Origin of the sequence: Hafnia sp. (assembly GCF_036648275.1) — a bacterium.
GTDB lineage: Bacteria > Pseudomonadota > Gammaproteobacteria > Enterobacterales > Enterobacteriaceae > Hafnia > Hafnia alvei.
The window spans coordinates 244,146-258,554 of sequence record NZ_JAVXIQ010000002.1; the positions used below are offsets into that span (position 1 = coordinate 244,146).

Annotated in this window: 12 protein-coding genes and 1 riboswitch; of the genes, 1 reads left to right on the top strand and 11 read right to left on the bottom strand. The window is 47.2% G+C overall.

Going from position 1 to position 14,409, the window contains the following annotated elements:
- Positions 1 to 60 precede the first annotated feature (60 nt).
- Positions 61 to 708, bottom strand: a complete 648-nt coding sequence (locus RSC70_RS03605) for a DsbA family protein (protein WP_130998002.1) — start codon at positions 706 to 708, stop codon at positions 61 to 63.
- 232 nt (positions 709 to 940) lie between these two features.
- Positions 941 to 1,402 carry an inhibitor of vertebrate lysozyme family protein gene (locus RSC70_RS03610; protein WP_332541709.1) on the bottom strand — a complete coding sequence of 154 codons (462 nt, stop codon included), beginning with the start codon at positions 1,400 to 1,402 and terminating at the stop codon, positions 941 to 943.
- 195 nt (positions 1,403 to 1,597) lie between these two features.
- Here RSC70_RS03610 and RSC70_RS03615 point away from each other — a divergent pair, with 195 nt between their 5' ends.
- Entirely contained in the window at positions 1,598 to 2,449 is an 852-nt protein-coding gene (locus RSC70_RS03615) for a hypothetical protein (RefSeq protein WP_332541710.1), read from the top strand.
- 41 nt (positions 2,450 to 2,490) lie between these two features.
- On the opposite strand, the gene RSC70_RS03620 is transcribed toward RSC70_RS03615, so the two are convergent.
- The 9 genes from RSC70_RS03620 to cysI all read right to left on the bottom strand — a co-directional run bounded on the left by RSC70_RS03620 (position 2,491) and on the right by cysI (position 14,402).
- Positions 2,491 to 3,588, bottom strand: coding sequence for an Ig-like domain-containing protein (locus tag RSC70_RS03620; protein WP_282806844.1), 1,098 nt, complete (start codon positions 3,586 to 3,588; stop codon positions 2,491 to 2,493).
- A gap of 65 nt (positions 3,589 to 3,653) precedes the next feature.
- Complete coding sequence (locus RSC70_RS03625) at positions 3,654 to 4,556, bottom strand: SinI family autotransporter-associated protein (RefSeq protein WP_332541712.1); 903 nt, start codon at positions 4,554 to 4,556, stop codon at positions 3,654 to 3,656.
- A gap of 39 nt (positions 4,557 to 4,595) precedes the next feature.
- Entirely contained in the window at positions 4,596 to 6,845 is a 2,250-nt protein-coding gene (locus RSC70_RS03630; RefSeq protein WP_332541713.1) for an inverse autotransporter beta domain-containing protein, read from the bottom strand.
- 376 nt (positions 6,846 to 7,221) lie between these two features.
- Positions 7,222 to 7,869 carry a helix-turn-helix domain-containing protein gene (locus RSC70_RS03635; RefSeq protein ID WP_332541715.1) on the bottom strand — a complete coding sequence of 216 codons (648 nt, stop codon included), beginning with the start codon at positions 7,867 to 7,869 and terminating at the stop codon, positions 7,222 to 7,224.
- 142 nt (positions 7,870 to 8,011) lie between these two features.
- On the bottom strand, positions 8,012 to 8,812 hold the full coding sequence (gene thiD / locus RSC70_RS03640; protein ID WP_234618615.1) for a bifunctional hydroxymethylpyrimidine kinase/phosphomethylpyrimidine kinase: 801 nt from the start codon (positions 8,810 to 8,812) through the stop codon (positions 8,012 to 8,014).
- The gene (gene thiM / locus RSC70_RS03645; protein WP_332541716.1) at positions 8,809 to 9,648 is read right to left on the bottom strand and encodes a hydroxyethylthiazole kinase; all 840 of its coding nucleotides are present in this window, start codon (positions 9,646 to 9,648) and stop codon (positions 8,809 to 8,811) included. Before thiM ends, thiD begins: the two co-directional genes overlap by 4 nt.
- Before the next feature lie 33 nt (positions 9,649 to 9,681).
- Positions 9,682 to 9,783, bottom strand: a riboswitch (TPP riboswitch).
- Between the two features lie 56 nt (positions 9,784 to 9,839).
- Positions 9,840 to 11,585: a D-lactate dehydrogenase gene (gene dld, locus RSC70_RS03650; protein WP_332541718.1), complete on the bottom strand. Its 1,746-nt coding sequence runs from the start codon at positions 11,583 to 11,585 to the stop codon at positions 9,840 to 9,842.
- Between the two features lie 149 nt (positions 11,586 to 11,734).
- Entirely contained in the window at positions 11,735 to 12,466 is a 732-nt protein-coding gene (gene cysH, locus RSC70_RS03655) for a phosphoadenosine phosphosulfate reductase (RefSeq protein WP_332541719.1), read from the bottom strand.
- Positions 12,467 to 12,668: 202 nt separating this feature from the next.
- Entirely contained in the window at positions 12,669 to 14,402 is a 1,734-nt protein-coding gene (cysI, locus tag RSC70_RS03660) for an assimilatory sulfite reductase (NADPH) hemoprotein subunit (protein WP_332541720.1), read from the bottom strand.
- Positions 14,403 to 14,409 lie beyond the last annotated feature (7 nt).

The following is a 14,409-nucleotide window of genomic DNA, read 5'->3' on the forward strand; positions in this document are numbered from 1 at the left end:
TAAAAAACAAAAAGCCCGCGAGAAAAAATATCAGCGGGCTTTTTATTGTAGTATCGAAAATTACTTATTCTGATCGATTAGGAATTTCACTACATCTGCAAATTCTGTGCGGTACCCTTCAATGGTTTTGCTCTGCATTCCATCATTTTTAATCTGATATTGACCATTAACATAAAATGCTGGAGTACCACGCACATCGAAAGCCTCGGTGGCATTTTGCTGTTTTGCGGTGATTGATTTCACCATAAAGCTGTGCAGCGCACCGTCATATTCTTCGGCTGGAATACCCGCTTTAATAAATACTTGGCGAATATCCTCTTTATTCTTTATCGATTGTTCTTTTTGAACGGCATCGAAAAGAGGTTTTTCTACTTTATTCTCAACCCCTAATGCAATAGCAACAGACCATGCTTCGGTCAGTTCTTCGCCCATAGAACCCATGGCGCTGACGTGGTACTTAACCACTTTATCGTTCTGAGGCAAATGCTCGTTAACGGCTTCGCCCACTTTATAAACATTCGCGAACTGGTTACAGGGCGGGCAATAAAAGGAGAAAAATTCAACTACGGCAGGGGCATTTGGCACCTTATTTTTCAGTTTAATGTACTGCTCGCCTTCCTGATAGTCTGCCGCGTGTGATGCAAAAGAAAATAAAGAGAATGTGCTGAGTAGCGCCAGCAAAAGATATTTTTTCATATTTGTGAACATTACCGTCATTAGAGAGTTAAACAACGGCCAAAATGTTAGCATCAACGATTATAAAACCCTGCTGGCTTTACGGTTTATTACATAGTCAATGACATAGAAAGACAAACTCGATTATTAATTGCGTACTGATAGTTTCAAAAGAAAACACTTTGCATGTGCACTTTATGAATGCGATATATTCCCCAAGCGATAAATATATCTTGGGGAATACCAAACAAAACGTATTAAAAAATCAGTTCCAATCAGGCGCGCTTTCAATTTGCTTGGTGAGCATCGCTTTCACCTGATTATCTGGCTTGCCTAGCCACTGGTATTTTGCGTGTTTACTTGGATGGTCTAGCGCATCAGGCGTACCTGCTATTTCCACACGAACGCCCCAAGCCTGTTTCTTATCGTTGCTAAACGCCACGTACATAAAATTATTAGCGCAGTCATGTGGCTTACAGATATTGCCAACCTGATATTTTTTACCTTGCCACGTTACCCATTCTGGTGGCGTTGAGGTGCCTGAACCTTTACGTGCCCACACGGGCAAATTTTTCTGCCCTTTCACCATCTTCTGCCATGTTTGCTGATAGCCTGATTGTTGTACCAGTTCAGAGGTTGAGACCGGTATAGAAGCAGCCAAGCTGACGGTGCTCAAACTCATAACAGTGCCTAGCAGCGCCACTTGTAGCATTTTTTTATCAATCATCATCAACATCCTTTGCAGTCAAATATCTATTACAAATTAAACAGCGATAAATCATACATACATTTTATATGACCACGCCATACGACAAAAGTTGATCCATACCACGAAAGTTATGACAAAAAAGCGGGAAATTCTCGTTGGTATGACAACTTGAGGTAAGCTATCAACCATAAGAATCGACTAGAGAAAATCAGCATGTTCACACTCCCTTCGTTGCCACCGCTAGAAAAAAGCCTACACAGCGCGGAACTGGCGCACCCATTACACAAGCTAGAAGAAGATAAGATTTCACAGATGGTGGCCGATCTGGATTTGAACGGTTCGATCAAAGAACATTACTTAACCGGCTGGATGGGGCTTTGCCCGCTGGTGATGATCCGTAATTATCAGGATAAACGCGGCACATCCAATGGTTTTATGCTGACGCGTCCGGGCCATTTTCGCTTTAGCGTACAGGCCATTACCTTCCGTATTCCCAAGTTTCTACTGTGGGCAACGTTTCGCCGTAAACCACGAACAATGTCGCTGATTGCCTACCAGCAATTAGGTGAAAACGGCGGTGGACTGATGCAATATCGCAACATTCTCGACGCCGAGATGAAAGAAACGGTCAACCAGCAATGGCGAGATATTAATGATTATCTCGGTGCGGCATGCTATCAGGTTGAAAATGACTATCCGCTGTGGCAAATGCTTGAGAAGGCGGTAACGGAAGAGAAAGCTAACGGCTTAGCGGCAACGCTAGCTTCTAATGGAAAAAAACTGCAAAAAGATGATGAGTTTAGCGGCCTCTGGCAAGGCGAGCTCTTTATTGCCACCCGCCCTGCCGGTGAAACGTCGCCAGCGACATCGGTCATCATAAGCTGGCACGACGGTGATGACATTGGCAGCTATCTTTATGGTTGGCTGAACAATGAACAAGGCGAAAAGCAACTTGCGTTAGCTATTCGCCCTGGGAAAAATGAGCAGTTTTTCACGCTAAACCGCTTTGATGCCGAACACGTTCAGCGCGCAACCGCATTGTTTAAGTTGGTAACTTCTGAGTAAAAATACGGGGTCAGCTCATTGGCCCCGTTTTTATCTATCAATTACGGCATGATGCACGCTACACCTTCCGTTTTCTCAGCGAGGTTCGACGTAACATGCCCTGTTGCGGTATACATATAATAATAAGCATCTTCATCTGCAATGGCTTCGTCGGAAGACCAGAACACCGTGCCCGCATGTGAAACATCATCCAAACTGCTTCCCCACTCCTGCCACAGTGAATCACTCGGCACTTCGCGCGTTGATCCCTTGGAAGACAACTCGTCGGCAGTCGGCATACGATACCCCTGACCTTCACACCAGGCTTTCGCATCATACCAATTTAATTTGCCTGCAGCCGCATCTCTAAAAATAAAGAACTTCTGCGGATTAAAGACAATGGATCCTTTCGCTTCGTTATGTCGCGCAGTTATTTTGAATCCGCCCTTAGCCTTAATAGTAACAACACCTTTATTATCTACCGTAGCAATCGATGGATTACTGGACGTCCACTCGTCAATTTGATCGAACTCGTTATCCGTTTGTAATTGGAATTGTGCACCAGGAAACGCAGTATGAAGTGTGGCACTGGCAGGAACATAATAAGAAGCACCGTTATTTGATGGCGCAACCAAATAGCTAATTATATTTAGTAAATGTGGGTTAACTGGCCCCGTAGGAATATTATCATTAATATCATAAGTACTAATATCCTTAATAGAGAGCGAAATGTTTTCCCGTGGCGCGCCAGTGATGGTTGTGGGCGTTATGTTAACGCCTACTGTACAACCTTTATCATCAGGACGAATAACATACTGATTCGTACCCGTCGCCAGTACGCGTTTATTGTTGGCCGCATCGGTACAATACCACTCAACCGTTGGGAGTGTTGTATCCTCATCGCCTTCCGCATCAGCAACTATCCATGATAATTTAATGATATCCGTGATATCTAATTCGTCATCGACCCCCGCAGTTTCATTAACACGGTTGAAGCTCACTTTTCCAGCTTCATTTTTGTCATTATAAATAATTGGTGCAGTGCCATTAATAACTCCAGCACTACCCGTTAAATCAGTCGCATTGGCTATATCTAATGAGCCAAAGGAGAAAAACAAAATAACTGCTACTCCATAGCTCTTGAGACATTTTATTTTCATCACTTCACCATGCATGCTGATAAGAGCTGAATGCTATAGCACTCAGCTCTTATTATTGACGTAAATTATTTACGCTTAGTCGATTTCAGCACTGATTTGACTTTCGCGGTGTAATCCACTTTCAGGCTGTAGCCCTGGACACCGTCAGCACCCGCCGTTGCAAACACATTTTTCGCGTTGGCGTTAGTAGTTGGGATAACCAGATCTTTATTATCCGTGCTGCTAACAGCATAACCGCCCGCAGTACTGGTAGTTGCACTGGTGCCATCGAAGAACCATTTGTAGCTATAGTTAGCCGATGCGTCGAGTTCGCCGGCATCTTGCTTACCGTTGTTGTTGACGTCATACCAAACTTTGAACTGGTAAGTATGGCCGACCAACAGTTTGCTATCTGCTTTACCGATCAGGTTGACTGTTGGTGCATCGCTATCAACAATCGCGGTACCGATGGTGCCACCCACAATTGGGCCATCAGGAATATTATCGCTGTTATCGTTTTTACTGATATCGTTAATAACAATAGTTTGGCCAGTGGTTGGTACACCCGTTGAGGTTTGTTCCGTAATTTCCGCCCCTAAATAGAGCCCAGCGTCTGCATTTTGAATGGTATAGTCGGCTTTGCCATCGTTACCACTCAGCATCACTTTATTAGCCCCCACGCCATCGGTAGTGGTGAACCATTTTATCGATGCAGTACTGCTGTCGGTATCGCCTTCAGCATCTTGCAACACATAGCTCAGCGATATTTTATCCCCAGGAGACATCGCATCGGTGGAGCCACTGTGGTGATCGTTAGCGAAAGCAACGCTGTGTTCTGCACCTCCAGCGCTCGCTTTAAGGATAGGAACCGTACCGTTAAGTGTACCAGCTGAGTCTGTCATAACCGCCATAGCAAAAGGACTGCAGCTGGCGAATATAAGCGTTGCAAGCACTGACTTACTAAATTTTTTCATATTGATATGACTCATAAAGTTAATATTAATTATTACCTAAACAGCCTGAGCTTATTATTTAGCATGCAGGTTATTCATGATTTGTTGCCCTGATGGTGTGAGTTGATAATCAACTTTTAGCTCATATCCTTGCACACCATCAGCACCCGCACTGGCTAATACTTGGCTCGCTTCCGCATTCGTTTTTGGAATTAAAATAGTATTATTCTCAGTCGTGCTTACCGCATAGCCGCCTTTCTTTCCATTTGGGGAAACACCATCAAACATCCATTTATAATCAACCAGAGAAATTAGCGGAGTAGGATTGCTATCAGACACAGTTTCACGATCTGTTGCATCCCACTGCCCATTATTATTACTGTCATAGGCAATTTTAAATTGATATTTATGGCCTAGCTGAAGCAGATTTCCCTTTGTCGCGGTTAAATTAACGGTTGGGTTATCACTATCAACAATTGCGGTATATATCATTGTGCTTGCAGCACTAAAATCGACGAGCACAGAATTCGTTTTTTGTGTTTTGTCATCATTCTTCGTTGCTATGATAGAAAACACGCCATTCATCGTACTGCCTAATATCGCTTTAGAACCCGTTGGCGGCTCTTTAAAGAACAAACATTCGCTTCCAGATTTGCATTCATTTTTCGAGGTATGAATGGCAATTTCTTGAGAGTGAGACTTATCTTCTATTTTATAGGCATGGAAGGTTAGATTCAGATTCTTAGAGTCCAACGGCGTCGTTTCACCAGCAAGCCCCGTCACTTTTGCACCGCTAGCAACCAAGTTTGCGAAATTATTACCATTCGCGAGGAGCTTGACCGCTTTTTTCTGTTCACCGCTATCATCAATAATCAATTGGTAATCAATCGGCGCTTCTGCCACGATAATATTGACGGTATTGGACTGCTTTGTATGGCCTTTTTCATCAACCAGCGTGACTGCAAGCCGGTATTTATTTGCGTTAGGATCGGTAGAATTCACCCACGCAGGGAAGGTCAACGTCCAGTGATTATTTTGCCCATTGCTGATATTCCCCGCCGTTAATGCAGGAAGCCCAAGCGTACTTTCTGGATTAAAATTGCTCATTGGTACCCACTTCGCACTTTTGATTTTCAGGTGCGATGTGACTGTGGCATTTGCCGTCCAATGACAGCCTTCATAAGCCTCGGCGCTATCGGGATCATCAGCCAAAATACAGGCCGCTGCAGTACCCGTCGGCTTGAGATAAAGCCCCACATCCAGATCGTTTTTCTCACGGTATTCCAGAACGATGTCATTATTACGATCGACAAAATCCATACGGCTCCCTGCCAGGCTGCGCATATTCGCAACTTCATCACCATCAAGCTGTTTTGATAAAGGCACACCAATGCGGTAATCCAGATTTAGATTTGCCGTCAGCTCGTTTTGATCCGAGTCCCCTTTTTTATACCCAGCTTGCAAAGTAATCAGCGGAACCGGCGTGTAGTCGATACCAACCGTCACGGCCGAAGGGTCTTCCTGCAAACTATCCTTACCAAATAACGCCACCTGATCGCCGTAGTACTGTTCGTATACCACCGACGACCCCAACTGCGGATATGCAGGGAGATATGCCTGCAAACGAATATCCCAGCCACGCGCAGGGCGTTCTTGGTAATCGTCAAAATCGACTGAATCCTTCCATGAAGAGAGCGGCATATAATAGTTGCCACTCAGCTTTAAGAAGTGTGTCCACGCTTCTCCGCCTAATCCCGCACGATGATGACCACGCGTCATATCATGATCATAAAAAATATTAGAACCTAGCATCCAGTCTTCGGTAATATTATGGCGAATACCTATCCCCATATTTGCAATAGTACGTCCGTCTTTATTATGGGCTGAAAACTGACTGAACCAGAGGTCACTCTCTCCCTCATACCAAGGAACTAAATAATCCAGAGACGACCCCTCAAGACTTCCTTGATCGTTAATATTTAAATTGGTTGCAATATGACCATAAGGTGAAAGCAGCGATTCTATTTCTGACTGTGCTGTGGCCGTCGCTAGGTTTTTACCGTATTGCAACGACTCTGACTTCATGCCTTCTACAGTTAAATTCTGGAAGTTTCCTTGTGCTTCTTTAAGCAATATTTCAGAGGTTTTTTTCTCAGTGGCATTATTATCTTTATTCGATGATAAAGCTGGTGAAGCTTTATCTTCCGATACAGAATTATCACTACCTAAATTAGGTAACATAATTTTTTCAGAAGAATAGCTAACACCTGTAAATAGCATACTTAGCGATGAAGCTATCAGGCAATACAAAATTATCTTTTTCATATACACCGAGAAGTATTATCTACAGGTAAGTTATTTTTATATAACTTATATTTTATACATTTTCTTTCGAACTGCGAATGAGCAAAATTATGAGCGAGTTGTCTAAACATTAAAACATCCAAAATTGGATAAAATATTGGCTTGATAAAGTTTGATAGCTATAAAACCAAACGATTTAAATAAAAAAATCAATAATTTCAACGCAATAAATAATACTAACTTTATATATTTAGCATTACTTCATTATGAATACTTATAGAATGATATATCTATCACTTGCAAATGAATCAAAACTCATTCCAGGTATAAAAAGACGAAGCTCTAACAATGAGTCAATGCAACGAGGAGAAATGGTGCATATATGAGCAGGAATCGCTTAGTAGTTTCGAGGGAAATTATTTAGGATTTTGATTAGCTTGCCGTGCTGAATGTCGATATAACCGCCAAAGCGCAGGTCTGCTAATACTTTCATGACGCCACTACGTGCCAGATTTGAACGCTGTAAAATAAAATCAGCGACGCTTAATTTCGCGCGTTCGCTATCAGAGTAATGAGATAAGTCTTTGAGAAATATGCAAACAGTTTCATAGGTAGAACTGTTTATCAGCATAGATTCGTGGTGCAATTGACGATCGTTGAGATACCCTTGATAGTAAAAAACATCACGCCATAGAGACTGCAACTCTATTATTTCCATAGCTGCTTTTAAGGGTATCGTGCTGACTTCAGCACCTGCAGGAAACTTTAAATGATAGTGCTGAGAGCGATAAGCCGAACCTTGTAGCCCAAGAATTGAGGGCGCAAACGCCGTTTCAACAAGGCGATTATCCACCTCACGCCATATGTCCACTCGCCCTTTCGTCAGCAGATAAACTTCAAACCCAGCATCTTTACCTTTTAGCCGCGCTTCTATGTTCTTGCTATCGAGTAGATAGGGTTTGGAGATACTGACAAAAGCAGTCATCAAGCGATGAATACTCTCCAGCGGCTTTTCTATGACGCTACGATGATTAGAGTTACCCATAAAAATGCCAAATTTATTGTAAGTTCAGTCAGTATATCCTAAATCATCTAAGGTGTAGAAAAGCCCCCTCTTGTCAGTAGTTGGCTTTTCTCGCTTCCCCATAGCATGCCACTGTTCCTTTAAAACGATGGCAATCTCACATCTACCACCATTGATGGAAATGGTGTACTGGCCCAATACCATGGCCAACTTCTAATGAATCTGCGGCCTCTAAGGCTTTTTGCAGGTAGTTTTTAGCAGCCAGCACCGTTTCATTCCAGTTCTGATATTGCGGACGCAATGCTGCAAGCGCCGCGGATAGCGTGCAGCCAGTGCCGTGGGTATGGCGGGTATTCACCCGTGGTGCGGTAAATCGTTGTTCGCCTTCGCGACTAAATAGCCAATCCGGACTTTCGCTGTCGCTCAGATGCCCGCCTTTCATCAATACCGCTTTGCACCCCATATCCAACAATGCGTGGCCTTGTCGGCGCATTTCATCTTCATTGGTCGCCATAGGGCAATCTAAAAGCGCAGCAGCTTCAGGCAAATTTGGGGTGATAAGCGCGACTTTAGGGAGCAGAAAATCACGCACGGCCTGCACCGCTTCAGGGGCTAGCAACGGATCGCCGCTTTTCGCCACCATCACCGTGTCCAACACCACAAAAGGAATAGAATACAGGTCTAGCGCCTGTGCAACCTGCGCAACGATATCAGCATTGGCCAACATGCCAATTTTTGCACTATCGATACGTACATCGGTGAGTACGGATGCCAACTGAGCCCCGACAAACTTCGGCTCGATCTCATAAACAGACTGCACACCGCGCGTGTTCTGCGCCACCAGCGCCGTGATCACGCTGGTGCCGTAAGCACCCAAAGCGGAAAACGTTTTGAGATCGGCCTGAATGCCTGCGCCGCCGCTCGGATCGGTTCCTGCGATAGTTAATGCATTAATACGTTTCATGAGCGATCTCCAGAGCGAATAAAATCCTGCGGGGTTAAGTGATACAGTGCGTCGATAAATGCAGGCACAAAACTGCCGGGGCCATGTGATACAGCGACCGCACGTTCACCTGCCAGCGACATCGCTTGGCAGGCGGTAGCAACGGCCAACAAAAGGTCGGTCTGCCGAACGCTAAACGCCGCCACCACGGCTGACAATGCGCAGCCAGTTCCTACAACACGAGTCATCAGCGCGTCGCCGCAGGTTACGCCATACACTCTTTGGCCGTCGGTGACATAATCCGTTGCGCCGGTTACAGCAACCACGGCTCCCATTTGCAGCGCCAGAGCCTGAGCCGCCGGCAATGCCGCCGCAGAGTCATCGGTGCTATCAACGCCGCGGCCGCCCGCGTCCATCCCACTCAGTGCCAATATTTCTGAGGCATTACCACGAATAACGCTGGGCTTCAGCGCTAAAAGCTGACGTGCAAATTCGGTGCGATAAGCCAATCCGCCAACGGCAACCGGATCAAGAACCCACGGTTTTTGATGATGATTGGCAGACTCAATGGCAGCTAACATCGACTGTGCTCTTTGCGCATGCAAGGTACCAATATTGATTAGCAACGCATCAGCCAATGAAGAGAATTGCGCAGCCTCTTGCGGCTCAACGACCATGGCAGGCGATGCCCCCAGCGCCAACAATACGTTCGCAGTAAATGTTTGAACGACTTCATTAGTAAGGCAATGAACTAGCGGAGCGTGATGGCGAAGCTGAGCAAAAGCGGCGGCAGCGCTTTCACCGGGTAATTCGATGTGGGGAAATTCGGTAAGGTGTGGATTCGACGCGATGGACATATTCCTCCCAACCGGCGGTCAAGAAGACGATGCGCTCATGCACCGAGACTTCCCTACGCTGGCATAATCCAGATCAGGTAATACGGGTAAGTTCTCAGCCCTTTCATTTTCATATGGGCACCCCGAGTCAAGGCATTCATTATTGGGAACACAGAGCGCCACGTCAAGGTGAACGGGCGCTCCAGCTCATGTTACTTCTGATGTTCTGCGCAGTCGCAGCCCCAGTTTTTCAACTTGGAGGTTTTACCGATGCCTGGATTAAGCGTGTTAGTCGGGTCATTTTGTTGATAGAAAGCTTTCAGCTGTGGCTTAGCCTTGTACAGATGACCAACGTTATGCTCCGCAGGATATTCCGCGCCGCGCGTATCCAGCAGCGCGAGCATTTTTTCCTTCAGCGCATGCACATCGACGCCTTTTTTAACAATGTAATCCTGATGGAAAACGTAGCACATGAAATGCCCGTAGTAGAGGCGGTGTACCAGCGCATCGTCAAATTCCGGCGGCAGACGCTCGAACCAATCATGATCGTTTCGACGCAGCGCAATATCGAGCGCAAGAATGTCTTCAACCTCTTTGCTATGCACCGCGTTATAGCGGATTGCAGCGCCTGCGGCGGCAAATCGGTGTAAGAAGGCTTTGGCACCCTCTTCTGCCGTGCAGACAAAAAACTCCCCTTCTGCCTGAGCAAAATAAGATTCCAGCCACGCGCGCGCTTCCTCAATGCCTTCGCCCGACATTTTCAGCATCAGGTGATGCTCAAAGCGGTTGCGATACTCTTTCAAACGTTTGGGCAAATGCGATGGCAGCAGGTGACTTAGCGTCTGCATGGTGCGATCGACCAGATGGCTCGGCAGGAAAGGTACTTTGCCAAAGATGGCATCCATACGCCCTTTCAGAGTAAAGAACATCGGCATTTTGTCGGTGCCCAGTTTGTCGATCATCACAAAAGTATCTTTGCCATACACTTCCGCAATATCGAAAATATCGCGATGCATGTACTCACCCGCCACCGGCAGATTTTTGAAATTCGCCAGCATATGCCGACGCAGTTCGGTCAACACCTGCGGCTGGTTGGTGCCGATATAGAAGACCTGCGATGAGGATTGCGCAGGGAAAGTATCTAAGCGCACCGCAAATACCGCAAGTTTGCCCGCACAGCCAGAGGCTTCAAACAAACGGCGTTCATCGGCGTTAAAGCGTGATGGCGTATCCGCTTCAACGTCGCGAATTCGCTCCGCATAATCGTGATCGGACGCCTGACGTTCGCTATGTTCAACGTCTTGCGGACCGTACTTCTGGTTTTCCAAACGCGTCAGGATCTCTTCTGGCGTGCTACCCAGCGCAATGCCGAGATGGTTAACCAGCTCAACCTGCCCATGCTCATTCACTCGGCCATATAGCGCCATTTCGGTATACGCAGGGCCGCGGTGTACCAGCGAGCCGCCAGAGTTATTACACACGCCGCCCACGACCGATGCACCAATGCAGGAAGAACCAATCACCGAATGCGGCTCGCGCCCCAGCGGTTTTAAGATACGTTCTAAATGCCACAACGTGCTGCCCGGCAAAGCCACAACCTGCTTGCCTTCGTCCAACAGCTGAATTTTATCCAAACGCTGAGTGCTAATAATGACGATTTCGCGATCGTAGTCGTTACCGCTCGGCGTGGAACCTTCGGTTAGCCCGGTGTTGGCAGCCTGCATCAGCACAATTTTATCGGCCTCAACGCAGGCCTTAAACACCTTCCACTGTTCGAGCAAACTGTCAGGGAAGACCACCGCCAAGGCATCACCTTGCCCTGAACGAAAGCCTTTGCGATAGCGTTCAGTTTTACGTGCGTCGGTAAGAAGATGAGATTTACCCACAATATCCGTGAGTTGTTGAATTAGCGCACGCGAGTCGGAAGTCTGACTCGCACCAAGAGGTTGTTCCTGCATAGCCCTAGTCCTTTTATTAGTATGATGAATCCTTTCGAGGATACCGCTTTTTGCTTTAATGTGAAAAAAATTATACTGGAAAGTTAAATAAATAATTTCTGGAGCAAAAAAACCTGACGCTAAGGTCAGGCTGTTTATCTCAACAAAGGCTACTCATGTAATCCACATTCGCGTTTTAACCCAAAGAATCGCGTTTCTTCTTCCGCCATGCCCGGCTCCCATTTGCGCGTAGTGTGGGTATCGCCGACGGAGAGATAACCTTGCTCCCACAACGGGTGATAGCTAAGCCCATGCTGCTGTAAATATTGATAAATCCGTTGGTTATCCCAATCGATAATCGGCAGTATTTTAAATACCCCACGCTGAATCGCGAGTACCGGCAAATGTGCACGGCTGCCCGATTGTTCACGCCGCAGGCCAGCAAACCACGTTTGCGCGCCAAGCTCACGCAAGGCACGGTTCATCGGCTCAACTTTGTTAATATCGTTGTAGCGTTCAATACCTTCAACGCCCTGCTCCCAAAGTTTGCCATAGCGGGCCTCCTGCCACGCAGCCGACTGCTCAGCGCGGTAAACCTTCAGATTCAAATTCAACTTTTCGTGCAGGGTATCGATGAACTGGTAGGTTTCAGGGAACAAATAGCCGGTATCCGTCAGGATCACTGGAATATCCGGCAGCTCACGGGTGACCAAATGCAGCGATACCGCAGCCTGAATGCCAAAACTCGAAGAGAGAGCAAACTCGGCGGGCAAATGCTCTAGCGCCCAACGCACCCTTTCCTGCGCACTCAGTTTTTCTAGCTGAGTGTTAATTTCAGCTAACGCCATAACCTGTTCGACTTTGGGTAAGGCTTTCAGCTCATGTAAGTTTAATGCAGACATACAATTCTCCGCGATGAATCAGCAACCCCCTCCCAACCTCTCCCTTCGCAGGGGGAGGGGCATAACAGCGATACCGTATGGCTCTCAGAAAAAAAGCACATACAGCGATACCGTTTGGCTCTCAGAAAAAGAGCACACACAGCGTCACCGCTCAGCCCCCTCCCCTGACAAGGGGAGGGTTGGGGTGGGGTATTAACATCAATCAGTCATAAAAATCTCTTGCCGGATCAAGCACCGGACGCACGATCCCAGCGCGAATGGTGAAATCACCAAAGCCTTCGTCGGCTTGACGCCCTTTCGCCCAGCGGCCTACCAGTTCGTCAATTACACCGAGGATTTCTGCATCGGTGATATTTTCGCGATACATTCTCGGTATCCGCGTTCCGGCACGATTCCCACCTAAATGCAGGTTGTAGCGCCCCAGCGCTTTTCCGACCAGACCAATTTCCGCCAACAGCGCACGCCCACAGCCGTTCGGGCAACCGGTGACACGTAGAACAATATGCTCTTCGCCAACGCCGTGGCTTTGCATAATTTCTTCAACCTGAGTCACAAACTGCGGCAGGAAGCGCTCGGCTTCTGCCATCGCCAGCGGACAGGTTGGGTAAGACACGCAGGCCATGGAGTTTTTGCGCTGCTCGCTGACGCCGTCGTCGATCAAGCCATGTTCACGCGCAATCTGTTCTATACGGGCTTTGTCCTTTTCAGCCACGCCCGCCACGATCAGGTTCTGATTCGCTGTCAGACGGAAATCGCCCTGATGAATCTTGGCGATCTCCGCCATGCCGGTTTTCAACGGTCGATTTGGATAATCCAGAATGCGACCATTTTCAATAAACAGCGTCAAATGCCATTTATTATCAATGCCCTTCACCCAGCCAATGCGATCGCCGCGTCCGGTAAACTCATAAGGACGTACAGGTTCGAAGGTCACTCCCGCACGTTTTTCCACTTCAGCTTTAAAGTTTTCTACGCCGACGCGCTCCAAGGTGTACTTGGTTTTTGCGTTTTTACGATTGGTACGGTTTCCCCAGTCGCGCTGCGTCGTCACCACGCCTTCAGCTACGGCCAAGGTGTGTTCTACGGGAATAAAGCCAAGCTCGCTGGCCGTGCGGGCATAGGTCGCCTTATCGCCATGAGCAATAGACAGCCCACCGCCGACCAGCACGTTAAAACCGATCAGCTTGCCGTTTTCAGCAATCGCCACAAAGTTGAGATCGTTGGCATGTAGATCCACATCGTTCTGTGGCGGGATCACTACCGTAGTTTTAAATTTACGCGGTAAATAAGTTGCACCGAGAATCGGTTCCTCATCGGTGGTTTCGACTTTTTCCTGATCCAGCCACACTTCTGCATAGGCGCGAGTGCGCGGCAACAGGTGTTCAGACAGTTTTTTCGCCCATTCATAGGCTTCTTGATGTAGCTCTGACTCCACGGGATTCGACGTGCACAGCACGTTACGGTTAACGTCATTGGCGGTCGCCAACGCATCCAAACCCAAACGATTAAGCAGCTGATGCACTGGCTTAACGTTTTGCTTCAAGATGCCGTGAAACTGGAACGTTTGGCGGTTAGTAATACGAATGCTGCCGTACAGCGTGCTTTCGTCGGCAAACTTGTCGATACCCAGCCATTGCGATGGCGTCATCACGCCGCCCGGTAAACGGCAGCGCAGCATCATGGCATGACGTGGTTCTAACTTTTGCTCGGCGCGTTCGGCGCGAATATCGCGGTCATCCTGCTGGTACATACCGTGAAAACGGATCAGCAGAAAGTTGTCGCCGTTAAAGCCACCGGTCAAACCATCATTTAAATCTTCGGCAATAGTGCCGCGTAAAAAATTGCTCTCGCGCTTCAGGCGCTCAGCGTCGGCCAAAGGTGCATCGACGACCAAGGGCCCCGGGTGTTTGCTGCTAAAAGCGTAATTATCTTGCATCGATTTG